The 26816-nt window shown below is 48.7% G+C and carries 20 protein-coding genes and 2 tRNA genes; 6 read left to right on the top strand and 16 right to left on the bottom strand.

From position 1 onward, the window contains the following. Positions 1-114: 114 nt before the first annotated feature. The 3 genes from trmH to ACGHZ6_RS11740 form a co-directional block, all read right to left on the bottom strand. Positions 115-831: a tRNA (guanosine(18)-2'-O)-methyltransferase TrmH gene (gene trmH, locus ACGHZ6_RS11750; protein ID WP_390619054.1), complete on the bottom strand. Its 717-nt coding sequence runs from the start codon at positions 829-831 to the stop codon at positions 115-117. Between the two features lie 525 nt (positions 832-1356). Continuing rightward, entirely contained in the window at positions 1357-3534 is a 2178-nt protein-coding gene (locus ACGHZ6_RS11745; protein WP_390619053.1) for a malate synthase G, read from the bottom strand. Between the two features lie 192 nt (positions 3535-3726). Continuing rightward, entirely contained in the window at positions 3727-4668 is a 942-nt protein-coding gene (locus tag ACGHZ6_RS11740) for a LysR substrate-binding domain-containing protein (RefSeq protein ID WP_390619052.1), read from the bottom strand. A 200-nt stretch (positions 4669-4868) separates the two neighbouring features. Between ACGHZ6_RS11740 and ACGHZ6_RS11735 the strand changes: the two genes are divergently transcribed. The 3 genes from ACGHZ6_RS11735 (at position 4869) to ACGHZ6_RS11725 (ending at position 7747) form a co-directional block, all read left to right on the top strand. After that, on the top strand, positions 4869-6464 hold the full coding sequence (locus ACGHZ6_RS11735) for an isocitrate lyase (protein ID WP_390619051.1): 1596 nt from the start codon (positions 4869-4871) through the stop codon (positions 6462-6464). Positions 6465-6572: 108 nt separating this feature from the next. Continuing rightward, the gene (locus tag ACGHZ6_RS11730) at positions 6573-7133 is read left to right on the top strand and encodes a hypothetical protein (RefSeq protein WP_390619050.1); all 561 of its coding nucleotides are present in this window, start codon (positions 6573-6575) and stop codon (positions 7131-7133) included. Positions 7134-7162: 29 nt separating this feature from the next. Then, positions 7163-7747 (top strand): DUF488 family protein, encoded by a 585-nt coding sequence (locus tag ACGHZ6_RS11725; protein WP_390619049.1) that lies wholly within the window; start codon positions 7163-7165, stop codon positions 7745-7747. 62 nt (positions 7748-7809) lie between these two features. On the opposite strand, the gene ACGHZ6_RS11720 is transcribed toward ACGHZ6_RS11725, so the two are convergent. The 7 genes from ACGHZ6_RS11720 to ACGHZ6_RS11690 all read right to left on the bottom strand — a co-directional run bounded on the left by ACGHZ6_RS11720 (position 7810) and on the right by ACGHZ6_RS11690 (position 15945). Then, positions 7810-9021: an iron-containing alcohol dehydrogenase gene (locus tag ACGHZ6_RS11720; RefSeq protein WP_390619048.1), complete on the bottom strand. Its 1212-nt coding sequence runs from the start codon at positions 9019-9021 to the stop codon at positions 7810-7812. A gap of 180 nt (positions 9022-9201) precedes the next feature. Further along, entirely contained in the window at positions 9202-11883 is a 2682-nt protein-coding gene (gene pepN / locus ACGHZ6_RS11715; protein WP_390619047.1) for an aminopeptidase N, read from the bottom strand. 37 nt (positions 11884-11920) lie between these two features. Beyond that, positions 11921-12751 (bottom strand): DUF2797 domain-containing protein, encoded by an 831-nt coding sequence (locus ACGHZ6_RS11710; protein WP_390619046.1) that lies wholly within the window; start codon positions 12749-12751, stop codon positions 11921-11923. Positions 12752-12806: 55 nt separating this feature from the next. Next, positions 12807-13085, bottom strand: coding sequence for a YeaC family protein (locus tag ACGHZ6_RS11705; protein ID WP_390619045.1), 279 nt, complete (start codon positions 13083-13085; stop codon positions 12807-12809). Between the two features lie 52 nt (positions 13086-13137). Then, positions 13138-14040, bottom strand: coding sequence for a rhomboid family intramembrane serine protease (locus ACGHZ6_RS11700; RefSeq protein WP_390619044.1), 903 nt, complete (start codon positions 14038-14040; stop codon positions 13138-13140). Positions 14041-14059: 19 nt separating this feature from the next. Further along, positions 14060-15037, bottom strand: coding sequence for a metallophosphoesterase (locus ACGHZ6_RS11695; RefSeq protein ID WP_390619043.1), 978 nt, complete (start codon positions 15035-15037; stop codon positions 14060-14062). 26 nt (positions 15038-15063) lie between these two features. Beyond that, positions 15064-15945: an NAD(+) kinase gene (locus ACGHZ6_RS11690; protein ID WP_390619042.1), complete on the bottom strand. Its 882-nt coding sequence runs from the start codon at positions 15943-15945 to the stop codon at positions 15064-15066. Between ACGHZ6_RS11690 and ACGHZ6_RS11685 the strand changes: the two genes are divergently transcribed. Next, positions 15944-17041 carry a DUF1853 family protein gene (locus ACGHZ6_RS11685; protein WP_390619041.1) on the top strand — a complete coding sequence of 366 codons (1098 nt, stop codon included), beginning with the start codon at positions 15944-15946 and terminating at the stop codon, positions 17039-17041. The genes ACGHZ6_RS11690 and ACGHZ6_RS11685 overlap by 2 nt on opposite strands. On the opposite strand, the gene ACGHZ6_RS11680 is transcribed toward ACGHZ6_RS11685, so the two are convergent. The 5 genes from ACGHZ6_RS11680 to ACGHZ6_RS11660 all read right to left on the bottom strand — a co-directional run bounded on the left by ACGHZ6_RS11680 (position 17026) and on the right by ACGHZ6_RS11660 (position 21360). Beyond that, the gene (locus ACGHZ6_RS11680; RefSeq protein WP_390619040.1) at positions 17026-18174 is read right to left on the bottom strand and encodes a cyclic nucleotide-binding domain-containing protein; all 1149 of its coding nucleotides are present in this window, start codon (positions 18172-18174) and stop codon (positions 17026-17028) included. The genes ACGHZ6_RS11685 and ACGHZ6_RS11680 overlap by 16 nt on opposite strands. Before the next feature lie 25 nt (positions 18175-18199). Continuing rightward, a complete protein-coding gene (locus ACGHZ6_RS11675; protein WP_390619039.1) occupies positions 18200-19132 on the bottom strand; it encodes a 1-aminocyclopropane-1-carboxylate deaminase/D-cysteine desulfhydrase in 933 nt (310 codons plus the stop codon). A gap of 32 nt (positions 19133-19164) precedes the next feature. Then, positions 19165-20523, bottom strand: a complete 1359-nt coding sequence (locus ACGHZ6_RS11670) for a sodium:proton antiporter (protein WP_390619038.1) — start codon at positions 20521-20523, stop codon at positions 19165-19167. Between the two features lie 641 nt (positions 20524-21164). Further along, positions 21165-21241: transfer RNA gene (locus ACGHZ6_RS11665), tRNA-Asp, on the bottom strand. A 43-nt stretch (positions 21242-21284) separates the two neighbouring features. Further along, a tRNA-Val gene (locus ACGHZ6_RS11660) sits at positions 21285-21360 on the bottom strand. Positions 21361-21761: 401 nt separating this feature from the next. Here ACGHZ6_RS11660 and ACGHZ6_RS11655 point away from each other — a divergent pair. After that, positions 21762-23132, top strand: a complete 1371-nt coding sequence (locus ACGHZ6_RS11655) for a nitrogen regulation protein NR(II) (RefSeq protein WP_390619037.1) — start codon at positions 21762-21764, stop codon at positions 23130-23132. Here ACGHZ6_RS11655 and ACGHZ6_RS11650 read toward each other — a convergent pair. Then, on the bottom strand, positions 23120-25567 hold the full coding sequence (locus tag ACGHZ6_RS11650; RefSeq protein WP_390619036.1) for a DUF6351 family protein: 2448 nt from the start codon (positions 25565-25567) through the stop codon (positions 23120-23122). The two genes, ACGHZ6_RS11655 and ACGHZ6_RS11650, sit on opposite strands and share 13 nt — an antisense overlap. A 434-nt stretch (positions 25568-26001) precedes the next feature. On the opposite strand from ACGHZ6_RS11650, the gene ACGHZ6_RS11645 reads away from it, so the two are divergent. Next, positions 26002-26772 (top strand): hypothetical protein, encoded by a 771-nt coding sequence (locus tag ACGHZ6_RS11645; RefSeq protein ID WP_390619035.1) that lies wholly within the window; start codon positions 26002-26004, stop codon positions 26770-26772. Positions 26773-26816 lie beyond the last annotated feature (44 nt).

Raw genomic sequence — 26816 nt, 5'->3', positions numbered from 1 at the left:
CGGTAGAGCCGAGAGGCTCGTTTTAAGGTCTGTGCCTTGGTGGGCCATGTACCTTAAATGTTTCACTCCTAATGGTCTTGACCCTGAACCCTCCCCCAGAGTTCAGGGTTTTTTTTATGTCTCAGATACATCTGCTGCTTTTAGTGGTGCTCTACCCTCGCGAACAGCTTTATACCAGCCAGGGGGATCGATTATCTCACCCTCTTCGTCAATTGGCGGATAAGCAAGACCACGCTCATCACAAAACTGGGTAACAATCGGCTGGCACCAGCGAAACAGGCGCGTGCGATATCGATCAGGATCCATGCGAGATGTGTTATAGAGACCCGCAAGTTGTCGTTGGCGTTGTGCTTCGACAAGAATAATGGCGCAGGCCACAGACACGTTAAACGATTCAACCATGCCGACCATGGGAATAGTTACATGTGTGTCTGCCGCTGCGAGAGCCTCGCTACTTACCCCCTCCTTTTCCGTTCCCATTAGTAGCGCTGTAGGCTTTGTGTAATCGACCTCTCGATAATCAACGGCGTCATCACTTAAATGCGCTGCAACCACCTGAAAACCCTGTTTCTGGAGCTTGTCGATGGGCTGGTCGATACTGTCATACACCTCAGCATCTACCCACTTGTGGGTTCCCAGGTCAGTACCACGAAAGTTTCTGAAGCCTCGCTGTGGAACCACGCAGTGCATGCAATCTATTCCGACAGCATCGCAATTGCGCATGATGGCAGACAGGTTGCGACCTTTGTGCACCTCATCAGTGATAACAGTTAAATCAGGCTGTCGCTGATCAAGTACGCGCTTAATGGTTGCATAACGCTCTGGGGTCATAACAAAGGCTGCCCTACTCTAGGTTGGTGCTTGGGAAATCGGCGCGCATTATAGAGCGCGCACGATAAAAGTTCATATCTGCCTTATTCGAAAGCACTCTTAGTGTGTCGTTATCCACAATTAATGTTTTCCACAGTATCTGTGCATAACTTAGTGGAAAAAGTTTATTAACGACTTTCAATCCCCCAGTTTATGGGGCTGGCGACAATTTGTTTAAAATTTAACCGCAACCATATAAACCCTTTACAATCAGTAGGTTACACTGTTTTCAAAGTGTCTTTTTATGTTTTGAAGGTCGTTTTTATAGGTAGACCAAATGGTCACAGTCAAGTGTGCATAAAACGTTAGTGTCTCCATACCGTGAAACCTGCGTAGTCATGAAATGTGACAAGCGCAAGAAAACAGACATCTCTTTTTTATAAAAATGTCATCTAAAGGAATTGCCTTTCTTAGGCACAAAAAAGCCCGGCACATGGCCGGGCTACAATGGTGCGCTAAAACGTTAGCGGCAAAGCTATTTAACGATTAACCGTTAATTTGGGCTTTGCGATCAATACGGTAGGCGTGCAGTAGAGGCTCGGTGTAGCCGGCTGGTTGCTCTTTACCTTTGAAGACGAGGTCGCAAGCGGCTTTAAAAGCAATACCGTCAAAACCTGGTGCCATATTGGTGTACTCAGGGTCGCCAGCGTTCTGCTCATCTACAACAGCCGCCATACGCTTCATGGCTTCCATCACCTGCTCTTCGGTACACACACCGTGTTCCAACCAGTTAGCCAGATGCTGAGAAGAAATACGCAGAGTTGCGCGGTCTTCCATCAAACCGACGTTGTTGATATCAGGTACTTTAGAACAGCCAACGCCAACATCAATCCAGCGAACAACATAACCCAGGATGCCCTGTGCGTTGTTATCCAGCTCGAACTTGATCTGCTCATCGGTCAGGCTGGAAGCATCTTCCATCAATGGAATGCTCAGAATGTCGTCCAGGCTGGCGCGCTCACGGCTAGCCAGTTCTTTTTGGCGCTCGATAACATTGATCTGGTGGTAATGCGTGCTGTGCAGGGTGGCACCGTTTGGAGACGGAACCCATGCAGTGTTGGCGCCGGATTTCGGATGGCCAATTTTCTGCTCCAGCATGGCTGCCATTTCGTCTGGCATGGCCCACATACCTTTACCAATCTGGGATTTGCCTGGCAGACCGCACTCGATACCTACATCAACGTTCCAGTCTTCGTAAGCGTTGATCCACGCTTGCTGCTTCATGATGGTCTTAGGTACAAAAGGACCGGCCAGCATGGAGGTATGGATTTCGTCACCGGTGCGATCCAGGAAGCCGGTGTTAATAAATACAACACGCTCGCTGGCAACACGGATACATTCCTTCAGGTTAACAGTAGTACGACGTTCCTCGTCCATAATGCCAACTTTCAGGGTGTTCTTTTCCAGGCCCAGGGCCTGCTCAACACGCTCGAACAGCTCTACAGCAAAAGCCACTTCTTCAGGGCCGTGCATCTTAGGCTTAACGATATTTACGCTGCCTGCGCGGCTGTTGGTGCGGGAGGTATTGCCTTTCAGGTCGTGCATAGCGGCCAGCACAGTAACCATGCCATCCATGATGCCTTCAGGGACTTCGTTGCCGTCTTTGTCCAGGATCGCCGGGTTAGTCATCAGGTGGCCAACGTTACGAACGAACAGCAGAGAGCGACCGTGCAGAGACAGCTCTGAGCCGTCGGCAGCTTTGTAGGTACGATCCGGGTTCATGGCGCGGGTAACTTCTTTGCCACCTTTAACGAAAGACTCGCTCAGCGTACCTTTCATCAGGCCCAACCAGTTGCTGTAAACCTCAACCTTGTCTTCGGCATCTACAGCAGCAACAGAGTCTTCACAGTCCATAATGGTGGTAACTGCGGCTTCAACCAGCAGATCCTGTACGCCAGCTGCATCGGTTTTACCAATGCTGGCTTCGCGATCGATTTGAATCTCGATGTGCAGGCCGTTGTTTTTCAGCAGTACAGCGCTTGGCGCTTCCTCTGAGCCGTTATAACCCAGGAATTTTTCAGGCTGTGCCAGACCGGTTTCGGAACCATCGGCCAGAGAAACAACCAGTTGACCGCCTTTAACCGCGTACTGAGTAGAGTCAACGTGAGAACCGTTGGCCAGAGGCGCAGCGTTATCCAGGTGGTTTCGAGCAAAGGCAATTACCTTGGCACCACGAGTTGGGTTGTAACCACCGGCACGCTCAGCACCACCTTCTTCTGAAATGGCATCGGTACCGTACAGTGCATCGTACAGGCTACCCCAACGAGCATTAGCAGCGTTCAGTGCAAAACGGGCGTTTTTAACCGGTACAACCAGCTGTGGGCCCGCCTGTGTGGCGATCTCTTCGTCAACGTTCTGAGTGGTAACTTTAAACTCAGGACCTTCTGGCAACAGGTAGCCAATTTCCTGCAAGAAAGCTTTATAAGCAGCAGCGTCATGGCCTTGGCTTGCGCGCTCTTTGTGCCAGGCATCGATTTGCGCCTGGATGTCATCGCGTTTGGCGAGCAGTGCTTTATTTTTTGGCGCCAGATCATTCAGGATAGCTTCAAATTCAGTCCAGAAGTGATCGGTATCAACACCAGTACCTGGTGCGATATCGTTTTCAACCAGGTTAAACAGCTCTTCAGCAATTTGAAGACCGCCTTTTTGAATACGAGTAGTCATAGATAGTAAGCCTCTGTGGAGCCAAGAGTCGCCTGACGATCAGCCGATCCATGCTCGCGAAACGTTTAGATGGGTGTTTTCAGTGTAGAGGATTCTAGAGTTTGGGCTGGGATTTAGCTAATTTATAGGTTTTATATTCGCTATTCGCCTGCTGAATAACAAAACCCTACCTAAATCCCCTATTTAAGCCTTTTAGTCGACCTGCTTGGCAATATCAACCACCAGACGCCTCAGCCAGCGATGGGCGGGGTTGTTTTGCAGTAAGGGGCTCCAGGCCATCTTTAATTCAAAGGGTGGAATCTCAAAAGGAGGCTCTTTGATCACAACATTGGGATTACTTAACTGCAGCTTGGCAGCCTTACTGGGAATGGTAACGACCAGGTCTTTTTGTTCTGCCAGCAGCATTGCTGCCTGATAATGACGAGTGAAAACGCGAATGTTACGTGCGTGATTACCCTGCTTTGCCAAAGCTTCATCAACCCAGCCCAAACGCTGGACATCACTGGGGTCTACCCCGACGCCGACGCCCATACCGGTTTTACTGACCCAAACATGGCTGGCTTTAAGGTAATTATCCAAATCGAAGTTTTCGAGTATGGGGTTTTCCTTGCTCATTAAACAGGCAAAGCTGTCATTCCAAACGGTGAGCTGGTGAAAGGATTGCGGCATGGAGTCAAAACGGTTGATCACCATATCCACCTTGCCCTGCTCTACATCGAGAAAGCTCACGTCACTGGGTGTCATAATATCCAGGGTCACACCGGGTGCATTTTTTCGCAGATGGCGTAATAGATGTGGGATAAGTGTAGATTCCGCGTAATCACTGGCCATAATACGGAAGATACGATCAGAGCTCGTCGCATCAAACTCTGTGCGAGGCTGCACTGCCCTATCGACTGTCGCGAGCACACCGCGAATAATAGGCTCGAGCTCTACCGCCCTTTCTGTCGGTGTCATCCCTTCGCTGGTACGAACCAATAAAGGGTCATCAAACAGATCGCGTAGGCGCCTTAAGCCGTTACTCATAGCCGGCTGGCTTATCCCTAAATAGCTTGCTGCCTTGGTTACATTGCGTTCACGTAACAACACATCCAAATAAACAAGAAGATTTAGGTCTATACGGCCCAGATTCATATAACATCCTTAGTATCAAGTGCCTGAAAACCCCGTGCCAGCGGGGCTATTCACTCAAAAAATAGCGAAAATAAAAACTATAAATTAGCTAAATCCTTACACAGTGCATACACTTTGTCCACGATTACGCGAAGAGCTTTGCATTTATCAGGAGCCGCGCGTTTATCTAAACGATATTCAATCCACTGTGAGAGATCGATATGTCTACTCTGAACGCTGATATCCAAGCTGTTGCCGCTCTGAAAGAAGCTGCTGGCAGCCCTTGGGACGCTATCAACCCAGAATCTGCTGCTCGCATGCGCGCGCAGAACAAATTCAAAACTGGTCTGGACATCGCCAAGTACACCGCCGGCATCATGCGCCGCGACATGGCTGAGTTCGACAAAGACAAAACCAAGTACACCCAGTCTCTGGGCTGCTGGCACGGTTTTGTTGGTCAGCAAAAGCTGATCTCCATCAAGAAGCACTTCGGTACTACCGAGCGTCGCTACTTGTACCTGTCTGGCTGGATGGTTGCTGCTCTGCGTTCTGACTTCGGTCCTCTGCCTGACCAGTCCATGCACGAGAAAACTGCTGTAGCCGGTCTGGTTGAAGAGCTGTACACCTTCCTGCGTCAAGCTGACGCACGTGAGCTGGGTGGCCTGTTCCGTGAACTGGATAAAGCTCGTGAAGCTGGTGATGCTGCTAAAGAAGCTGAGATCCAGTCTCAAATCGACAACCACGAAACTCACGTTGTACCTATCGTTGCTGACATCGATGCTGGTTTCGGTAACGCCGAAGCTACCTACCTGATGGCTAAGCAAATGATCGAAGCTGGTGCCTGCTGCCTGCAGATCGAAAACCAGGTTGCTGACGAGAAGCAATGTGGTCACCAGGACGGTAAAGTAACTGTTCCTCATAACGACTTCCACGCCAAGCTGCGCGCTCTGCGTTACGCCTTCCTGGAGCTGGGTGTTGATGACGGTCTGATCGTTGCTCGTACCGACTCTGAAGGTGCTGGCCTGACCAAAGAAATCGCTGTTGTTAAAGAGCCAGGCGACCAAGGTGACGTTTACAACTCTTACCTGGACGTTGAAGAAATCGACGTAGCTGACATGAACGAAGGCGACGTTGTATTCAACCGTGGCGGCAAACTGGTTCGTCCTAAGCGTCTGCCTTCTGGCCTGTACCAGTTCCGTCCTGGCACTGGCCACGAGCGTTGCGTATTCGATTGTATCGAAGCTATCAACGCTGGTGCTGACCTGCTGTGGATCGAAACTGCTGTTCCTACCGTGCACGAAATTAAAGGCATGATGGACGAAGTTCGTAAAGTTCACCCAGATGCGAAGCTGGTTTACAACAACTCTCCTTCTTTCAACTGGACTCTGAACTTCCGTCAGCAAACTTACGATGCGTGGGTTGCTGAAGGTAAAGACGTTTCTGCTTACGATCGTGACAACCTGATGAGCGCTGAGTACGATGACTCCGAGCTGTCTGCTGTTGCTGATGAGCGTGTTAAGACCTTCCAGGCTGACACTTCTCGCGAAGCGAACGTTTTCCACCACCTGATCACTCTGCCTACTTACCACACTACCGCCCTGTCTGTTGACAACCTGGCGAAAGAGTACTTCGGTGAGCAAGGTATGCTGGGTTATGTTGCTGGCGTTCAGCGTAAAGAGATCCGTCAAGGTATCGCTTGCGTTAAGCACCAGAACATGGCTGGCTCTGACCTGGGCGACGACCACAAAGAGTACTACGCTGGTGAGAACGCTCTGAAAGCCGGTGGTGCTAAAAACACTTCTAACCAGTTCAGCTAAGTTTGAATTGAGTTAAGTGTTTATAAAGGCGGCCCTCGGGTCGCCTTTTTTGTTAGAATTACATGTATATATGAAATATCAAACCCTGCCTGACCGAGGTTAGATTTAATGAGTACCCCTGCTGAATTCCAAGATTCAAAACAACTGTTATCCGAAGATGGTTTTGCCACAGGCGATGTGTGGTATCACGGCACCTCTTCCGGCCTGGTTGCGTCTATTCAACTCGAAGGCCTAAAACGTTCTGGCGATAAAGCTATGAAGCAGGCTGCCAAACAAACCATGGCAACTATCGGCAATAACTTTACTGAATCTTTCGAACCGGTATTTTTAACTCAGAGCAAAGAGCTGGCTTATTACTGGGCCCAGCTGGCTGTACGCAACCGTAGCGTGCGTTTTGAAGCCGAAGAACAACCTGCCATTTTGGAAGTTAAGCTTCCAGAAGAGCTAAAAGCTGGCGTGAGACCCGATGTGGGTGCCGCGGGCTTGTTGATGGTTAAAGAAGGTGAAGCCTATATGGCCTATGTCGCAGGCCTGTTTGAAAATGCCGGCTTGACCGCACCTCAAATCGACTTGATGAAAGCTGATCGTATGGAATACCTCAATAAGCTGGGCATGGCCTACTACGATAAAGATATTCCAACTGAATACGTTTCTGAAGTTAGCGCGTAAGAGCCTATTAACACAATTATCAGAGACCAGTGAATCTTTTCACCATTGGCTATGCTACTAAACCCATAGTCACATTTATTGAACAGCTACAACGCTACGGCATTACAGCCGTAGCGGATGTTCGCTCCGTCCCCTACTCTGCCGCCTTTTTCGACTATCACCAGGACAAGCTTGAAGGCCATCTAACACGTGCAGGTATTCGCTATGTTTACCTAGGCAACGAATTGGGCCCACGCTCTAAAGATGAAGCTCACTATGATTCCTGCGGCCAGGTACAATTTGATCGCCTAATAGCATCGACACTGTTTCAGCAAGGTGTAAATAGGCTTCAAGCTGGCCTACAGAAAGGATTTAATATTGCGCTAATGTGCGCTGAAAAAGATCCCGCCTGCTGCCATCGCAGCCTGTTAATCGCCTATGATCTGGAAAGAAATACAGCGCTGCAGGTAAATCATATAACCCATGACGGCGACTTGGAAACGCAAGCACAACTGGAGGCGCGCTTAACGGATTTACACGGTGTCAGTGAAGATCTGTTTATGGGGGCAGAAGAAAAACTGGAAGAAGCTTATTTGCGACAATGCAAACAAAAGGCTTATATAAAACCGGCTTAAACATTATTCCGGTGTTTTGTTAAGAGTGCCGGCGACGTTAATCGTCGGCACTGTCATTTGCATTAGCTAACCATTTTACCAATCAACGCTTCACACTGAGCCTGATCCATATACTTGGGAACGGGATAGGTAAAGTGAGACTCTTTAAGCGCACCTTTGGCAATCTCAGGGATATCAGTAGACTTTAAGGCGTCCAGCGTTTTAGGAATACCCAGATCATTGTTCAACTCACGTACCGCATCAACAAACTTTTGAGCCAATACAGAGTTAGACTCAGTAGATGAGCCCAGATCTACCGCCACAGCAAGTTCAGCCAAGCGATCGGCACAGGCATCTTTACTGTAATCAAGAATATGCGGCAACACGATAGCGTTAGCCAATCCGTGAGGCGTGTTGTAGTGTCCGCCAAACTGATGGGCAATACCGTGCACATAACCTAGAAATGCTTTGTTAAAAGCCACCGCTGCGTAAAAAGAAGCAACAGCCATGGATTCACGCGCATCCACATTACCGCCATTGCTATAACACTCGCGCAGGTTGCCAAAAATCAGTTTTACAGAAGCCATGGCATAACTATCGGTCGCTTCGGTCGCCAGCTTGGAGATGTACGCTTCCACGGCATGTGTCAACGCATCCATTCCAGTTGCTGCCGTAATTGGCGCAGGCAAGCCCAACATTAGATTAGGATCCAGTGCTGCAGCCGTAGGAACTGTTTTGGGATCGGCAATAACACCTTTCTCATGGGTTACCGGGTCAGAGATAACCGCACCAACTGAAACTTCAGAACCTGTACCAGCAGTCGTTGGTACAGCGAACAGGGGTAGCCCCGCTTTCCTTGCCTTAAACAAACCAACAAATTTCTCTGGGGCCTTTGCTCCCGGCACAGCAGACAGAGAAATAATTTTTGCGGTATCAATAGGCGATCCACCGCCGACCGTCAGAATGGAATCGCACTGATTATCTTTAGCAAGCTTGAGACCTTCATGGACCTGAGAAAAAGTTGGGTTGGGTTCAACGCCATCATAGACAGTGACTTCAACACCCGCTGATGCCAGCTTGTCTTTTATCGGATCCAGCAGGCCCATTTCGTGTAAAACACGGTCGGTCACAATCAGCACTTTCTTGTAACCGAACTGAATCATACTGTTGGTTAATCGCAGTGCTGAATCCGGGCCGCAGTATACGGTTGGTTTTGGCTGAGGGATGACTTTGGCTGCCACCCCTATAAAAAACATTAAGGTTTTATAGAATAAAACTTGCAGTGAAAACGGCATGTTTACGCCTCTTATATCTCTGTATCTCTCTAACTGGCCGCCACCTTTTGGCAGGTGTTAATCATTGGCCAGCCTCCCTTAGCGCGCTATATCACCAACTTTGGCTTCTAGAGTCAAAGCTTAGGCGTGATATGTCAAGCGCGCCACCCAAAGAGATATTTCAACATAGAGGCTAAAAAGTTACTTGCCTTTCAGCGACTTACTAACAACCTCGTAGACATCTTTCGATAGTGCAGGCTCAGCTAGAATGCGCTCCAGAGCTTTGCACATCAAGGCCTGGCGGCTTTCATCATATTTGCGCCACTTGGTTAACGGGGTTAACTGACGCGCGGCAATCTGAGGGTTTAGTTCATTAAGCGTGATGATCTGGTCTGCCAGGAACTCATAGCCTGCGCCATCTGCATGATGAAAGTTAATGGCATTGTTATTACAGAATGCGCCAATCAGGGAGCGAACCTTATTGGGGTTTTTAATATCGAAGGCCTCATGCTGCATAAGCGTTTTTACCCGCTCAAGCCCTTCCGGTAATACACAGTTGGCTTGCGCAACCAACCACTGATTAACGACCAGAGCCTCATGCTGCCAACGGGTAAAGAAGTCAGCCAGGGCTTGTTGGGCCATGGCTGGCGCAGCTTCACTATCACTGTTTACCAATACAGACAGCGCTGAAATTTCATCAGTCATATTGGTGGCTGACTGAAGTTGCTGCTGCGCCAGGGCCAGAGCACTGGAAGCCTCACCATGAACCAGGTAACTGAGTGCAATATTTTTAAGGCTGCGCTCGGCGACCGCTTCGGCAGAGGTAGAAAATGGCTTATCTTTACCGGTTAAGCTGTTGTAGGTATGGAGTAGTTCTGCCTCTAGCGCTACTGCCAACTGTTTTCTGACATCCTGTCGGGCAAAATGTATTGCCTCGACATCAACCACATCGGCAATTTCACTGAGATAGGCTTCAGAGGGTAACTGCAACATCAGTGCTACCATGGCCTGATCAAGACTGGAATCATTCAAGATGGTGCGGTAGGCCTCAGCCAGCAAGGTATCAACGATATATGGCTGACCACTACGGTAAGCTTGCATGGCGTCGTGAATCACGGCTACTGCCAGCTTTTGACAGGCATCCCAGCGGCTATAGCCGTCATCATCGCGGCTCATTATCGCCGTCAACTGCTCACGACTATAATCGAACTCGAGTTTTACCGGGGCAGAGAAACCGCGCAATAAAACCGGTATCGGACGTTCGGGTAATTTTTCAAAACTAAAGGTTTGCTCGGCTTGGGTTAACTCAAGTACCTTGTGGGTGTTGTCTGGTGTATCGTGGTCTGGCTCCGTTCCCTGCAAATGAATGGCCAGGTTACCAGCGTCGCCTAGTAAACCGATCGCTACAGGAATATGAAACGGTTGCTTTTCTTCTGTGGTTGCTTCCGGGGTGTCAGGACAGGATTGCGTCAGGGTAAGCTGATAAATTCCGGATGCTTCATCGTAGCTGTCCTTCGCGGTAATGCGCGGTGTGCCCGCCTGAGAATACCAACGGGTAAATTGCGACAGATCGCGACCACTGGCATCTTCCATTGCCGCAACAAAGTTTTCTATGGTTGCCGCCTCACCATCATGGCGCTCAAAATAGAGATCACTACCCTGGCGAAACTTCTCTGCCCCTAACAAGGTGTGAATCATGCGCACAACCTCGGCACCCTTTTCATACACCGTCAGCGTATAAAAGTTAGAGATTTCGATAAATGACGGTGGGCGTACCGGGTGGGCCATGGGACCCGCATCTTCAGCAAACTGTAAGGTGCGCAATAAACTCACATCTTCAACGCGCTTAACGGTACGAGACCCCATATCTGCTGAGAATTCTGCATCACGGAAAACAGTAAAGCCTTCTTTAAGACTAAGCTGAAACCAATCGCGACAGGTAACACGGTTGCCAGACCAATTATGGAAGTACTCATGTGCAACCACACCTTCTACCCGCTGAAAACCCATGTCAGTAGTGGTTTCCGGTTTGGCCAACACACAGGAGGTATTAAAGATATTGAGACCTTTATTTTCCATGGCCCCCATATTGAAATCGTCGACAGCAACAATCATAAAGATATCGAGATCGTATTCGCGACCGTAAACCTCTTCATCCCAGCGCATGGCATTTTTTAAAGACGCCATGGCATGATCACATTTATCGAGATCTTTTTCTTCGACAAAGATTTTTAGGTCAATGGTACGGTTGCTACAGGTAACAAAGGTGTCTTCAATAACACTCAGATCTCCTGCAACCAGTGCGAATAAGTAGGCCGGCTTTTTAAAGGGGTCGTGCCAGGACGCAAAATGCTGTCCGTTATCAAGCTCGCCTTTATCGATAAGGTTACCGTTGGAAAGTAATACCGGGAACTGCGCTTTGTCTGCCACAATAGTGGTTGTAAATTCACTGAGCACATCCGGGCGATCCAGATAGTAGGTAATTTTACGGAAACCTTCTGCTTCACACTGGGTACAGTACATGGTGCGAGAACGGTACAAGCCTTCCAGGCTGGTATTTTCCTGAGGCTTAATTTCACAGACCGTTTTAAGTGCAAAAGCGTCAGGCACTTCGTTGATCGTTAAGGTCTCTGGAGACAGCACATACTGTGAATTTTGCACGGGGCAACCATCAATGGATACATCCTTCAGGATCATATCCTGACCATTCAATACAAGTGGTGCCTGTTTGTTTTCGGTAGCTGGATTTCGGCGTACCTGCAATGTGGCGGTGACACAGGTAACATCATCGGTGAGAACAACGTGGAGATCCGTCTTATCAATAAGGAAGTCCGGTGAACGGTAATCTTTTAAATATATGGTCTTGGGTTGCGCGTCTTTCATGTTAAATCCTTCTCTGGCTTCGCCCTGATATGTGCTTTTATGCTGACAGCTCTACATGGTAAGAGGTGAACTTGCGGATATTGATTACCCCTGTATCCAGGATTAAATACTGACCTTTTATACCCTGTAACACCCCTTCTACCAGAGGTTCTTTATCCAGATTGTGGGTTTTGACTTTGGTTGGATGCTCATTAACAGGATAGTTAAATTCATAGACATCGCTATCCTCAATGAACTGAATAGATTGGATGCCAAAACGGTTTTGCAGTTCAGCGATTTTGCCATCCGCCAGCTCTAACAAGCGGTCTCTCTCTTCGATCAAGTCTATCTGCTCGACCTCGCCCTTCAGCATCTTGCGCCAATTGGTTTTATCGGCGACAAATTCGCGTAGTGCGTCTTCCACCAGGCCAGACTGTTGGCGTGTGGCAACGCGGAGAATGGGCAGAGCTGCGATCGCGCCCTGATCCATCCAACGTGTTGGCACCTGGTTAACACGGGTGATGCCCACTTTGATACCGGATGAGTTGGCCAAATACACAATATGGTCTGTCATGCAGAATTGATCTGCCCACTCTGGCTCCCGGCAGGTACCGGCGTCATAGTGGCAGCGCTCGGGACTCATAATGCAGGTGTCACACTGGGCCAGTTTTTTGAAACAGGGATAGCAAAACCCCTGGCTAAAGCTTTTCTTTGTAGCTCGACCGCAGTGGCAACAGGCGATATTGCCGGTATAACGCAACTGGATATGCTTACCCAGTAAAGGGTTTAAATCCGTAGGCTGATCATTGGTGATAAATTGGTACTGAATGGTGCTGTCGTGGGAAGTGGCCATCTTGCTTAGATGGCCAGCCGCAATCACTTCGGGCATTGGCAGGATAATCCGGGGTTATGTGTTTATCGTTTTTATTGGTTTCTGTTGGCTGTTATTGCCACTTTAGCGGCTGCTCACCATCAGGCATGGCAACAGGGTCTTTACCATCCTTGTCGCAGGGCTCAGCCTTCTTGGGTTTTGGAGGTACATAGCCTGTACGCTCCTCTGGGGCCATATGCTTCTCTTCGTAGGCAATAACCGCCTGCATCGAGTTTTGCAGCTGCTCAGGGGTTACCTTGCGACCATCGGGCCATTTCCCGGTTTCAATCGAGCGTTTAAGGTTTTCGTAGATTTCCGGGGTGATCGCGTTAATCAGTTGCTGAAAGTCCATACAATCTCCAAGGGCTTTAGGCATTTAAGGCGGCGATTATACCATGCAAGGCCTAAGCGTTATTCCTCTCTTCTGGTGATTTTAGCCAAATGGGCGCAAATCCCAATAACATGCCACTTAAGAGTCCGCCGAGGTGCGCAGCATTGGCGATCTGACCATCAATAAAGAAGCCAACAGCGCCTGTCATACACAACACCAGCCACACCAGCATAAAGCCAATAATAGCCGGAGGAAGTGGTACCAGTTGGCCAGGATAGAAACGTTGGCGCATCCAGATATAGCCCAGCAGGCCATAAAGAACGCCCGAGAGCCCGCCAAACAGTGACGGCCCCTGCCATATATACTGAGCCAGATTACTCAATAGGCTTATTAGCATGACCACCAGGAGATAGCGCCAACCACCCAAAACAGGCTCTATTCGACGTCCGAATTCCCACATCCACAGACCATTAAAGAGAATATGAAACAGGCCAAAATGAAGGAACATCGGCGTCCACAAACGCCAAACTTGGCCATCAGCCAGGGCGGCTTCAAGCGAATAAAAACCTACGCGCTCACCGACAATAACGAAATGCTGGGCGGTCAATAGCGATACCCATTGGTAACCCTGATCAAACTCAATCAGCAAGGCACCTAGCGCCCCAAGAAATATCAGGCAGCAGGTTATGGGGAAATTAACGACATTGAGACCGAGCGCCAAAGATCCAGAAGCCAGTGTGTCTGCGGCAATGTTTTCCTGCACTTGCGGGTGTGATTGGTTAAATTGGCGGTGCCATTGTGGGTCCTGGAGAAACTGCTGTTTAAGTTTGTAGGCGATGGCCTCGCCCAAAACCCAAAGGCACAGTGCACCACCCTCCTCTGTTACCCGGTGCGGTATTTCCTGCTGGTGCAAGAATCTTGAAAGACCGCTGAGATCTTCGGAGCCGGAAAACTCAGCCACTTGAAACCAGTCCATACTATTTTTAATTTCTACCCTATTTTTTATCGACATAAACCCAGACGTATTTCGCCGGATTTAACGTCATTTCACCATCAAAACGGTAAGCTGTCAGACGCCCATAATTGACCGCGCTATAGTCCAGACAGGCAATATTCGGCTGTAATGGACGCGGCCGGCCTTTGAGCCAGTAGTGGCCAAAGAATACAGGAACCGCATCTTTGTGGTAATGAATTAACGTTTTTCGGTCTACCCGCTTAATGGGATGATCGGTGAGATCATAGGGTAAGGGGTCGGGCTGAAAAACAACGTCGCCATAGGTTTGCGGATCTTCCGACCAAAATTTGGTACGAAAAAAGCGCCTGACAAAACCGTCCTTGCTCTGCAGGCTCATGCCCTCCGGCAACGGCATATTAGTGCCGCGGGTTAGTCGATCGACGACCCTGCCGGCAAAGGATTTGGGATCTTTGGAAGCCTCAATAAACGCCGGATGAATTCTGTGTGATGATTCCCGGCGTTTAAACTCGGCAATCAGCTCTTCATCCCAGCAGGCATGTACAACCCGAAAACCTGGCCCTTCCAAAAACAGCGGCAAGGTTGCAAACCAGTCAACAAACGCTTGCCATTCCTGCTGATGACGACTGAATTGTTGCAGGGTCTCCCCCATTAGTCGCATTAAGCGTGGCTTGCTCTCGCTGGCTTGAGAATCTAGCCCTTCAGAAAGGACAGTGGTTAAGAAATCAGCATTGCGTACGGCATTGTATTCATGGTTGCCCAGCACAATATGCGCAGCCTGAGCTTCAACCATATTTTTGACAAGGTGCAGGGCTTCACGCACCTGTGCGCCACGATCGATAATGTCTCCGACAAATACCGCTTCACGCTGTTCGTGGCGATAAACACCATTGTGTTGCCTATAACCCAAACGTTCCAACAGCTGTACCAAGGCCTCGGTGCAACCGTGAATATCACCGATAATATCGTAGCCTTGGTTGTTGGGCCTGGATTTAATCACATGTACTTCCAGTCATTAACACTGGGCTATTCACCTAAATGGCTACCCCAACCCAGCTTGGTTCGACAGGTCTCGTAAAAGTTGTGATTCAAAGGATGAATCAGGTGTAACTTATGGGGCTTCTTATGAATATGAATCTCGTCACCGGGATTGGTGACCACGTGATTTTGTCCATCACAGGTGACATGGGGGTAAGCAGAATTGTGTTCACCGACCAGGATTTTAATTTCACTGCTGCCATCAATCACAATCGGCCGACTACTCAAGGTATGCGGATTCATCGGCACTATGACAATGGCATCAAGTTTAGGATGCATAATGGGGCCGCCACCGCTTAGGGCATAAGCTGTTGAGCCCGTTGGGGTCGATATAATCAAGCCGTCAGAGCGCTGACTGTAGACAAACTGACCGTCTATATAGAGTTCAAACTCAATCATACGAATAAAGCGCCCGGGATGTATGACAACATCATTGAGCGCATCACCTCCGCCGACCAAAGCACCTTTGCGCGTCACCGAAGTGTCAAGCAGAAAGCGGGTTTCCATCATGTACTTACCGCTGATGACCTCGCCAACCTTTTCTTCAATCACATCCGGGGTAATGTCGGTTAAAAAACCTAACCGGCCACGGTTAACGCCCAGCAGAGGCACATTGTATTTAGCCAGGGCGCGGGCAGCACCAAGCAGGCTGCCATCACCACCAACAACTATGACCAGATCACAGGATTTACCCAGGGTTTCATTGTTGCAGGTGTCCAAAGTATGACCTGGTAGTGATTGGGCGGTTTGCTCTTCAAGTACCACCGAAACACCACAGTCATTGAGGAATCTGATCAGACGCTTGAGGGAGTATAGGGCCCGATCACTGCCGGGGCGGCCTATAAGGCCTATACGGGAAAACTCAGCCATGAGAAAATCTACCGGTTACAGAAGCCGCTATTATAGCGCCAATTTTAACGACAATGGCATTCAGTTTGTAAGCCTGCAATCAACCGCTCAAAAAGTAATCAGTATGGAATGGCTCAGATTCAAACATCCCGCCGTACGCGATCTTGCCTGGAGTCTTCTGAGCCCTAGTTTGATGGGCAAATTACCGCAAAACCATTCTCGTACTCGCCAGTATAGCCTTAATCAAGAAAGTTTGACCCCGGGGCTTGAGCAATGGTTACAGCAACTGGATCACAACCCTGAAGCCTTAGAATTAAGGCTAAGTGCTTTACACAGCACCCGTCTGGGAATCTATTTTGAATCACTCTGGCAGTTTTACCTCGAACAACAGCATCAGCTTGTTGCGCATAATCTGCAAATTAACGAGGCAGGCAGGACGCTGGGAGAAATAGATTTCCTGTACCGGTCGGGCAGTAATGTATGCAGCCCATCAAACGCTTCTAAAAACAAGCGACCATTAATTCACGCTGAGGCCGCGGTTAAATTTTATCTTGGATGCCCAAACACCTATGCCAGCTTGAGCTCAGACGAGTTCAATTGGCACGCCTGGATAGGCCCAAACGCCAAAGATCGGCTTAGCCTAAAAATGCGCCATATGCTGGATCGCCAACTGACACTGAGTGGACAGGCGTCAGCCAGAGCTAAAATAAACAATATCCTTGGCGATCACGAGATAATCAACAACCTGCAACCAGAAGCCATTTTGCGGGGGCGCTTTTTTTATCCTTTTGATCAACACATGCCTTCGCCCAGTTTCGCAAACTCTAATCATTTACGAGGCTACTGGTGTTATCAGAATCAGCTCGAGACATTTATTGATTCGCAAACAAGCGCAAATCAAACCAAGTGGCTGGCACTAGAAAGACAAGATTGGTTTGCAGAAGTAGAAACAGAGGATGACACACTGCTTCTCGATAACGAAGAGCTGATTAGGTTTTGCCTGCAAGGGGATCACGCAATTCCCCGCATTGTTGCACTGATGGAATGCCAACCTGAAAAAGCGTACTGGAAAGAAGTTTTACGCTGCTTTGTTATACCAAATCATTGGCCAGGCTGAGGGAGCCCGTCAATCAGGACATAGTCCTTCAAGGTCCAGTTCTGTAATAACTCATCCGGCGTCAACCCTTGCAGTCCTGGCGCTAAATAACTGGCAGAAAATCCCTGCCGATTTAACAGCTCCGCAGTAGCCCTGCTACGGTAACCACTATCGCAATAGGTAACTATGGGCATGGATGGGTCAAGCATGCGCTGCTTAAGCCTCAACAAATTAAGCGGAATATTGGCCGCACTTTCCATATGCCCCGCAGCGTATTCCTCACTGGTACGCACATCCAGCCATAGACATTCGGCAGGTGCATCCGCGGCAGTATTGATTGAGCTCACGGAAGGCTCTTTCAATAACTTCAAAAAATCATCCTTGCGTAATTCCATCAATACGCCATGGGAAGTCATGGTAACTGTTGCATTTCGCGTGGTGGCATTTAGCAGTGCATCTTCACCAAAACAGCGACCAACGCCTATATCGGCAAGATGGGTACGCTGGCGATCGCCCTCATAAAGACGCTCGACACTGGCAGCACCCTCTTTGATAAAGAAGCAGCTATCCCCTATTTCACCCTGCCGCAGAATTACTTCCCCTTTATCGACGACACGCTTGGTGAGCGACGAAAAAATATCTCCGATATTTAGCGGCGGTACCTTGTAGAACAGGTTGGATTTCAAAACCGTAGCTATCCATACCTGGTCATCTTCATATTCAGGGCGATAGGATATGTCCAACATTAAGTATTCTGCCACCTGACTCCAGGTTAAAAATTGATCCAGCAGGTGCCGCTTTATAACGAGCAACGAACAATCGGTTTGCGCAAAACACTTATCGAGTGAAAACAAACGAGGAAGATAATTAATAGGCAGATAGCTAGAGCGCCCCTTGATGAGCTCTTCATGCTGACCATCATCTATGTTGATGTCACCAGATAGCAGATAAAACACTTCATCTGCATATAGCACAGAGGACAATTTCTGCCCTGCGAACACCAGGGATTGCTTACAATGTTGTGCCAGTTCGGACTTATGTCCAGCTAAAAGGGATTTGATGGGCGCAAGAGATTCGAACAGGGAAAGGTCAACAGCTGTGTCTGTTGCTTTCTGCTGGGCCTGGCTGCCAGGTGAAATCGAATGACCTTCCATAGTGGTAACCTACTGTTTGCTTGCGCTATTGCCAAATACCATTAAAGCCTCTCCTTCCCTGTAGGCCACCGGTATGTATCGCCACGACATGACTACCTTTTGGCCAATATCCTTGTTCAGCCAACGATTTTATGCCCCAGAATAACTTTACGGTATATATCGGGTCCAGCGGAATTAGAGTCTGCTCTTCGAACTCAACAATAAAACGCTTAAGCTCTTCAGGCAACTTTGCGTAACCGCCACCATGAAAGCGAGATTCCACTCGCCAGTTGCTGGACGGCTTATGGGTAAGCTGTGCAACAAGCTCAGTAGCCTCCTGACTGATCGCTGGAGCGGCTTTCAGAACCGCAATACCGATCACCTCGGTTGCAGGCTCCGCCTCTACAATAAGGCCTGCCAATGTGGTTCCTGTACCACAGGCGGTGCAGATACTATCTACAGGCCGGTCTACGGCATCATTAATAGCCCGCGCAATGGCTGAACACCCCTGAGCACCAAGAGTACCTCCGCCACCTTCTGGTACGATATGACAAGAGCCATATTGGCGCTTAAGCATAGCCAGATAATCGTCATCATGGCGACGTTTGTACTCCTGCCTGGAGACAAACTTTAGCTGCATGCCATTGGCCTCGCAATCAATGAGCGTGGCACTCAACTGTGGCGGTCTCTCGCCGCGGATAACCGCAACTGTTTCGATCCCCAGCAGCTGACCACTTATGGCCAAGGCGTGAAGGTGATTTGAATAGGCCCCGCCGAAACTGACAAGGCGCTCAACCCCTTGCTGACGAGCAAACTGCAGGTGGTGAAATAGCTTATATAGCTTGTTACCTGAGACGCCGGGATGGATAAGATCTTCACGCTTAACACTGAGGTGTATACCCCGATCCTTAAGCGGCGCCCAGGAAATCGCTTGCAAGGGAGTCAAGGCGGCAATGTGCTCAGGAGAGCAATCTCCCATCAGTGCAGTTTTTAGAAGAGATTCGTTTAACACTAGGGATTAACTGCCGCAAAGACCTGGGTTGGAGACGTCTGGTGATGAATGCAACGATCACTTTCACCTGCATGAAAGTTCGCGGGTTCCTCTACCCTTGGCAGGTGTTCGCCACATAAGTCGCCGTTGGTTTTTAATGCCTGGCATACAGGCGCCTGGTAATGCTCCAGCCACATACGATAAAGCGCTTTAGATACACCGCACTTGTCAGCCACATAGGCTATGGAGTCATCGAGATAATCGGACATATCGCTCAGCGGGATTGTCATATGGCCAGCACCGGGATGGTAGGCAACAAAGTTAATGCCCTGCTGCTGCAACTTTTCCAATAGTTGATCGCCACTTTCCGCTAGAAGTTGTTGCTGTTCTTCACGTAATCGCTCTACTTCCTCATCCCTGCTGGCAATCTGTTCGTTGCGGTACATCAGCTCAATATCCCGCAATTGCATCTGCTCTTTCAGTTCTGTCGTTGCAGATTCCAGTTTCGCCTCAAACTCCAATTGATAGTTTTTACGTAACTCGTCGAGCTGTGCAGTTTCCATTACTTTAGCCGACTGGACTTTGTGCTCGAAGTACTCACGCATCCCTTCAAGCTTATTGGCCTGCCCGCTGATAGTCTCTTTCAGCTGCTCGTTTAACGCCTTTTCTTCTTCGAGTAACTTTTTAAGGTTGCTGTACTCTCGATTTACACCCTCAAGGCGCTTGTGATGTTCGAGCTGCAACGCCTGCATAGCCTGCTTATGCTGACTGATCAGTGTGGAGGCGCGAAGTCGCTGCTCTTTAAGATGCTGAGCTACCCTCAGTCGAAGTTCTTTTTCGTATTGCTGGCGGATTTCGGCCCCCAGCATTTGCACTGCACTGGCATCTATAGTGCTATCGGTTGAAGGTGCTACAGATTCCTCAGCTTCAGCCTGCTTAATCACAATAGCCAAGCGATTACGCTTAATTAGCTTGCGCAAGTGGGTAAAGTGATTATTGCCCGGACTCATGTCCGGATCCCATAAGTGTTGCTGATGCCAAGCGATACAGCATTGACTGTAACAGGCCAAGCTTATCGCCCCTGCCCCCAAATCCGGGCCTGGTGCGGAATTGTCCGCAAGTTGCTCCAGGGGTACATTCCAGCGCCTGTCAGCAAAACCTTCGGCATCAAAATCAATAAGAAAAAATACGGCGGCACGTATATGTAGATCACGGTTTATGCGTAGAAAAACTGCATTTACCGTAGAGGATGCAACTTCAGGAATAGGGATAAAGCCATCAAGAATTGCTTCAAACTCTGAATAGAGCATTTCACGGGAAATCTTACCCTCTTCAAAGAAGATAACCGCTTCAGCATGTTCGTCAGCATAGAGTGCCATATTGTCTTCCTGCTTATTTCCTTATGCCGTTTAATGCTTCCTGCGTGTGGTAAATATAATGCAAACGTAGGCCTACAGTCTGAGTATGGACGCTAGTCTCTCATAAAGTTATAAGAAATTGCGATAACCGGATAAGAGGATTATCCCCTTGGGCGGGGAGGAGTGCTGTGACATCGTCAACAGTTTGTAGCGGGAAAGGCTAAGGTTTCTTGGGCGGGCTTAAGAATAGTTATAGATAAGGCTTAACGGAAAGCTTCATAGAAGATTAAAGCTCTTCACCTTCTTCAATCCAGTCATCATCAAAGTCTTCAATCAGCTCTTCGAGCAATTCTTCCAGATAATCTTGCATAAATATCTCCGGTCATTAGTTGTTTATGTTCAACGCCAGACTAGGGGGGCTTTATGACAGCTCGGTGACAATTTGATTAACGCAGGGTGAATTTTGGCGATTCTATCTTTGGGGACGGAGTAGCCAATAAAAAAGCCGCTAACTCTTACGAGATAGCGGCTTTCTGAAATAGTGGCGGACCGGACGGGACTCGAACCCGCGACCTATCGGCGTGCATAGATTGCCCGGTATTATAAGCTTCTGGACACAAAAAAACCGCTAACTCTTGCGAGATAGCGGCTTTTTGAAATAGTGGCGGACCGGACGGGACTCGAACCCGCGACCCCCGGCGTGACAGGCCGGTATTCTAACCAACTGAACTACCGGTCCGCTGTGCTTGCTTGGCTTTGCCAATTCAATGTCACGCTTGAATTGGTGGGTGGTGAGGGGATCGAACCCCCGACCCTCGCCTTGTAAGGGCGATGCTCTCCCAGCTGAGCTAACCACCCGGCCGTTGCAAGAACGAGGCGCATTCTACCTAATTCTTAATGGCTGTCAAAGGTTTTTATAACATTTATGTAAAAATTACCTAACGCATTGATTTTTCTGGTTATTTCTCCACCAGCGTTCGCCTTATTCATCCTAGTTGAGTAGCAGCTGGACGCCTTAACAAAAGCCGTTACAATAAGGTGACTATCGGGCTCCCCCACGACAAGGACAGAACATGCCCCTAGACCGGTTAGCCGAATTCCGTGAACACACCCCGCCCTCTTTCGAGGTAAGCCGTCTCTGGCTATGTATAGGCCTTGGACTGTTGCTTTTGCTGCCTGATCTTGCGCTAGCATCACCCCCTTCACTCCCCGAAAACTATATCACGGAGGTCATTATTGCCCTCTTGCTGATACAAACCATGCTTATCATTGGTTTGCAGCGCAGTCGGGTTAAGTACAAAAGAGCCAAAAAAGACCTCAAGCGCTCACAGAAAGAACTCGAACAACGGGTGATAGAAAGAACCAATAAGCTGAGAAATATCAATAACCAGCTTTATGATGAGATTGCCAAGCATGAAATCACTGAAGAGCTGTTAAGGGAAACCCAGGACTACCTCAACAGCATCATCAATTCTATGCCCTCTATTTTGATCGGCGTGACTCGACACGGCACTATTACCCATTGGAATACCGCCGCCACAACCGCAACAGATATCAGTGCACAAAATGCCCTTGGCCGCTCTCTCGATGATGTTTACCCTGACCTGCCGATAGATTCCACCACGATCAATGACATCATCGAAAAAGGTGTGCCGCAAATAACCGAGAATCACCAACAGGGAACAGGAAGCCATACTCGCCATACAGATATAACCATCTATCCCCTGCTTTCCAGCGAAGTCACCGGCGCGGTTATTCGTATCGATGATGTATCCATGCGTGTACGTATCGAAAACATGATGATCCAGAATGAGAAAATGATGTCTCTCGGTGAGCTAGCTGCTGGTATGGCCCACGAAATTAATAACCCGCTCAGTGCCATTTTGCACGGCATTCAGAATATCTATCGCAGGACTTCACCTGATCTTCCCAAAAACCATACGGTTGCCGAAGAATGTGGCACTACTGTTCAGCAGATTCATAGCTACCTAAACGACCGGGAAATCTTTAAATTTATTGACGGTATCCGGGAAGCCGGAGAACGCTCTGCCCGTATCGTCACCAACATGCTGGAGTTTTCTCGCAGCAATAGCCGTCGACACAGAGATACAAACATTGTTGAACTGCTAAACCATAGCCTTGAGTTGGCAGCTAACGCGTTTGAATTACAAACACCGGAAGGTATTGAGCCATTAACCATTAAAAAAGAGTTCAGCAAGGATATTCCACCGGTATCCTGCTCAGCCGCTGAAATTCAACAGGTGCTGCTAAACTTGCTTCGCAATGCCTGCCAGGCATTTAGCAATGAAGATTATGGCCCACCACTGCACCCCACCATTACTCTACGTGCCTACATTCAGCACCAAGAGGTGTGCATTGAAGTTGAGGATAACGGACCGGGCATGAGTGAGGCGGTAAAGCGTCATATATTTGAGCCCTTCTTTACCACCAAGGAAGTCGGTAAAGGCACAGGCCTGGGATTGTCAGTGACCTACTTTATCGTCACAGAACACCACGACGGAACCATTGAAGTTGACTCACAACCCGGCGAAGGTACCTGTTTTATTATTAAGCTACCCCTGAGTACGGAAGTGCACGCCACTCAGCGATCCGTTAATCACTTATCCTGAGACCCTGCCGCAGGGCTTGGCATATCGCCGTCTAGATCTAGCTCCAAACTGGTCAGGGTTAAGGCTTGTTCATCCTCAATATTGCTCTTTAATATCGATTCAGTGACCTTCTCGGGCTCTGAATCTTTAACGATAAGGGCTGGCGGATCAAGGAGATCTAACGGGCGGCCTAGATCGGCAAGACTGAAATTACACACTCCATCGGGAAAGACTGTTTCCAGCCGCTCCAGATAAGGCCACACATTCAGCTCTCCATACTCCCCCTTGGCAATGGCATCGGTAACTGACTGCAGCTGACACTTAAAGATATCTCCACTGACCGGTCCACCTGCAATTTCCCGTGACGTTTTAGAAATCGGATAGGATTGCATGCAGATACCATCACTGCGTCCGTTCCACTCACCATCCCAGACCTCAATGCCTGCAGCTATTACCTGCCCTTCATCATCAAAGCATTTATCTACCGCGCTGTAAGGCTTATTTCCAGCAACACCCATGTGTGGATTTAGCAAAATATTCATCATCCAGCGATCAATAACGGCAAAGGCTTCATTTTGCGGCTCATAGGCCTTTGGTGCCATCCAAATAACCTGGTTATCTGCATGTCCCTGGCCCTTATAAAAGCGCTCACGCACGCTAAATGACGCTGAGGCATGGTGCATATCAAGCACTGGGTCAAGATAGTGACGAACATCCACTACAGGGATATCCAGATAGCCGAGGAATACATGGCCTGATCTATAGGCAGCATTCATAGCTGCAAGGCTGCCTTCTGTTCTTGGGGCCGGTCGCTCACTGCCGGTTTCCGCCAGATTTATATTCTGGTGACTCCAAAACGAAAGGTCTACCGGAAACAGATTACCCTCTAGCAGCCACAATCGTTCTTCCAGCATTTGTTCTGCGCTTTTCCAGCCGCCAATATGGGCATTCAATTTGAGGAAGTCCTCAATACTTATCTGACCCTCACGCAGTGCTTCAAGGCCATACTGAACACCAACATTGTCCCAGGTGCTATTGGCAAAGCCGCGCTTATCCGTACCATAATACGGCTTTAAATCATCCCAGTGCGTCCAGTGCACCCGTTCGGCAACCTGCGCTTCAAAGTTTGCTTTAAAGTGTACAAAGTTTGGATTATGGATCAGGGGGGTAAGCCCACGCCAGGCATTTACACATTCATTGGATCCACCATCCATAAATCCTTTTCCAGGCAGTCCTCCCTGAAACATGGAGGCAAGCCCGGTAACGGTTTTAAAATGATTGGTGGTATCTTCTGAATAACTTAGCCCCTCGACAAGACTTCGCCCCTGCCAGCTGGACCAACTGGAGTTGGTCGCATCGGTGACATCGAAAAAATATTCCAATGGTTCACAATCCATAACGTAAATGGTCTGCGTTACCATATCGGGATAGGAATAAAGAGGAATAGCCGCATCAATAACATCGGGGTTATTTTGCGCAATCAGATATTGTTGAATTGCACCACCGGATCCTCCAATACCAACGGTGTAAAGTGGCTCGCCGTAGAGCGCCACAAACTGCCGCTTTACTCTTAGCGCGGTATCTTCAGCCAGCCACATATTGTAATGATTACTGGTTTGATTTGCTGTCGAGTAAACTACAGCATAGCCCTGCGACAGCTGCTTCTGGCGACGTCTCAAGACATCTTTTGGTTTAAAATTCCCCTGACGTTTGCCAATGCCAACGCCTCCACGAAACTGATAAACCAAGCGCTGGTTCCAATACTGCCCAACAGGATTTCCCAGGGTTTCTTCATCGCCACGCAAAACTGCAATCGCATAAAAATAGCGATTAATGGTTCCGGTTTCCAAGCGCACGACAAAATCTATCCAACGCCCTTCGACTTCAATTTTGGCAATGGTTTGTGGATCAACCTCATCATTTAAACGATGAAAGTTGTTGTCGACACGACTTAAGTAATAGTAAGAAGCTGCCGTAGGAAACTGGCAGTCCTGGCTGTACCCCAACACCGTAGATGTTCGCCGCCCCTTCTCATCAAAGGCAAAAATAGGGACGCCGACCTGCGCCTGATTATCGACGCTGGGTTGTTGTAAATAACCATTTTCTCGATCACTATCTTCACTGCCAAACATTCTACGGCTGTGATCTTTACCACACCAGAATGGATAGGCATTTACCTTGGCAAACAATGGCTCAACCGGTCCATATTCACCAAGTTGAATGGGAAAGTTAAAAGATTCCTCTGGACGACCAGTAAATCTTGGTAGAGGCCCTTGATAAGCCTTGGTATAGAGATCTTGTATATCACCGTACCCTGCTGGCAAGCCTTTGACAGGGGCATCACTAACCTTGTGAATAGAGGGTAAAAACTCTTGCACATAATACCAAAAGCCCCCGCCAGCGGAGACAACAACAAGCAGAGACAAGGCAACACATAGCTTTAGGATAACTTTCATAGCTGCCCTCTTCGACTGAAAAATCTAGCGACATTTTCAGTATAGTTGTTATGTTCTCGCCTCCTGATCGAGTCGCAAGCTCGCCATGTAATTCCCGCTCAACAAAAGCCTTATATTTTCTGCCTTAATGAAAATGCGGTTAGTGATTGCTAGAGTTACACCTTAGGCTACCAGTAGAGCTAAACTTGTCACTCAAACAATCTCTTTAACCTATGCTCAGTTTTGGGTCGATCTTTTATCTCAAATACTTACAAAGGCAGATGGTGTAAGTAGCAAAATATTCTTAAGCTGCCAAACGAAAGGCTTCAGATGCCGAGTAAGGTTATAAACTTGAATGCAGCAAGCCTGAGGGTATACTGCATAAAACATACCACTGCCAACAATTGGCCATTTCGCCATTAACAGTGATTCGCAATAAGAATAAGGATAAGTTCATGCGCGCTTTACGCTCTCTCCGCTTAGCGGTTGTCCCGCGCCGTTCTGTAGCCAGCCTTGCCTGTCTGGCAATGAGTGTGCTGGTCGGCTGTGCAACACCACCGCCAACACCAACCAGCTACTCGGATTTACGCCTTGCTGCTCTCAACGCCATTGATCAAGCAGTTGAAGCCCAAACCCTCTTTTCAACCTGCGCCCAGTTTGGCGGTAAACTTGGTGAAACAACCGACCAGGCAAGGCAGCAATGGCTAGCCAATAACTGGCAATCTGTTGTGGCTGCCGATGGCTTTTACCGCAACGAATTGAAGAATCAGATTATTCAGTACAAGAATGAGACTATTTCTATCGAAGCCTTAAAACTGCTAGCGGAAGCTGAGAAACGGGCCAACTTCCGGGTAAAGTCCATTAAGCGTAGCCGCACCAACCGCAGCAAAGTCTGCAACAAGCGCCTTAACGCCTACCTTATAGGCGAACGCGATCTGAACTGGGACAGCATTGTCAGCAAAGGAATGGATGATTTTGCCCGCAACCACCCCGCCCCACCAAAACCTGGAGCACGTGTTCCTACCTTGGCAGGCTCTCTGGAACCCAATAGCCCTCCTGGCAGATCGCTGTTTAAAATCGAACGCGACCTGGCAGAACAACGTTGCACGCAACCGTTACTGTTCACTTTCGACAATCAATGGCCAACTGAAATGTACGGTGCCTTTTGTGGTCAGACCCAGTATATGTATAAGTGCGAATGGGGAGACTGCAAGCAAGTTTACTGATAACAAAATAGGGGCCCGCAGGCCCCTATTTTTCTACTGAAGCG

Source organism: Maricurvus nonylphenolicus (assembly GCF_042854845.1).
Lineage (GTDB): Bacteria > Pseudomonadota > Gammaproteobacteria > Pseudomonadales > Cellvibrionaceae > Maricurvus > Maricurvus nonylphenolicus.
This window is presented reverse-complemented; position numbering and strand designations above follow the sequence as displayed.

Bases quoted from the DNA above. Each gene is read 5' to 3' on its own strand.
- ACGHZ6_RS11645 (WP_390619035.1), top strand. From the start codon at position 26,002: ATGCGCGCTTTACGCTCTCTCCGCTTAGCGGTTGTCCCGCGCCGTTCT.
- ACGHZ6_RS11670 (WP_390619038.1), bottom strand. From the start codon at position 20,523: ATGGCACTCTATGCTGACGAACATGCTGAAGCGGTTATCTTCTTTGAA.
- ACGHZ6_RS11685 (WP_390619041.1), top strand. From the start codon at position 15,944: ATGAGAAAATCTACCGGTTACAGAAGCCGCTATTATAGCGCCAATTTT.
- ACGHZ6_RS11720 (WP_390619048.1), bottom strand. From the start codon at position 9,021: ATGCCGTTTTCACTGCAAGTTTTATTCTATAAAACCTTAATGTTTTTT.
- ACGHZ6_RS11690 (WP_390619042.1), bottom strand. From the start codon at position 15,945: ATGGCTGAGTTTTCCCGTATAGGCCTTATAGGCCGCCCCGGCAGTGAT.
- ACGHZ6_RS11705 (WP_390619045.1), bottom strand. From the start codon at position 13,085: ATGGACTTTCAGCAACTGATTAACGCGATCACCCCGGAAATCTACGAA.
- ACGHZ6_RS11735 (WP_390619051.1), top strand. From the start codon at position 4,869: ATGTCTACTCTGAACGCTGATATCCAAGCTGTTGCCGCTCTGAAAGAA.
- ACGHZ6_RS11745 (WP_390619053.1), bottom strand. From the start codon at position 3,534: ATGACTACTCGTATTCAAAAAGGCGGTCTTCAAATTGCTGAAGAGCTG.
- ACGHZ6_RS11655 (WP_390619037.1), top strand. From the start codon at position 21,762: ATGCTTATCATTGGTTTGCAGCGCAGTCGGGTTAAGTACAAAAGAGCC.
- ACGHZ6_RS11740 (WP_390619052.1), bottom strand. From the start codon at position 4,668: ATGAATCTGGGCCGTATAGACCTAAATCTTCTTGTTTATTTGGATGTG.
- ACGHZ6_RS11710 (WP_390619046.1), bottom strand. From the start codon at position 12,751: ATGCCCGAAGTGATTGCGGCTGGCCATCTAAGCAAGATGGCCACTTCC.
- trmH (WP_390619054.1), bottom strand. From the start codon at position 831: ATGACCCCAGAGCGTTATGCAACCATTAAGCGCGTACTTGATCAGCGA.
- ACGHZ6_RS11730 (WP_390619050.1), top strand. From the start codon at position 6,573: ATGAGTACCCCTGCTGAATTCCAAGATTCAAAACAACTGTTATCCGAA.
- ACGHZ6_RS11700 (WP_390619044.1), bottom strand. From the start codon at position 14,040: ATGGACTGGTTTCAAGTGGCTGAGTTTTCCGGCTCCGAAGATCTCAGC.
- pepN (WP_390619047.1), bottom strand. From the start codon at position 11,883: ATGAAAGACGCGCAACCCAAGACCATATATTTAAAAGATTACCGTTCA.
- ACGHZ6_RS11675 (WP_390619039.1), bottom strand. From the start codon at position 19,132: ATGGGAGATTGCTCTCCTGAGCACATTGCCGCCTTGACTCCCTTGCAA.
- ACGHZ6_RS11680 (WP_390619040.1), bottom strand. From the start codon at position 18,174: ATGGAAGGTCATTCGATTTCACCTGGCAGCCAGGCCCAGCAGAAAGCA.
- ACGHZ6_RS11650 (WP_390619036.1), bottom strand. From the start codon at position 25,567: ATGAAAGTTATCCTAAAGCTATGTGTTGCCTTGTCTCTGCTTGTTGTT.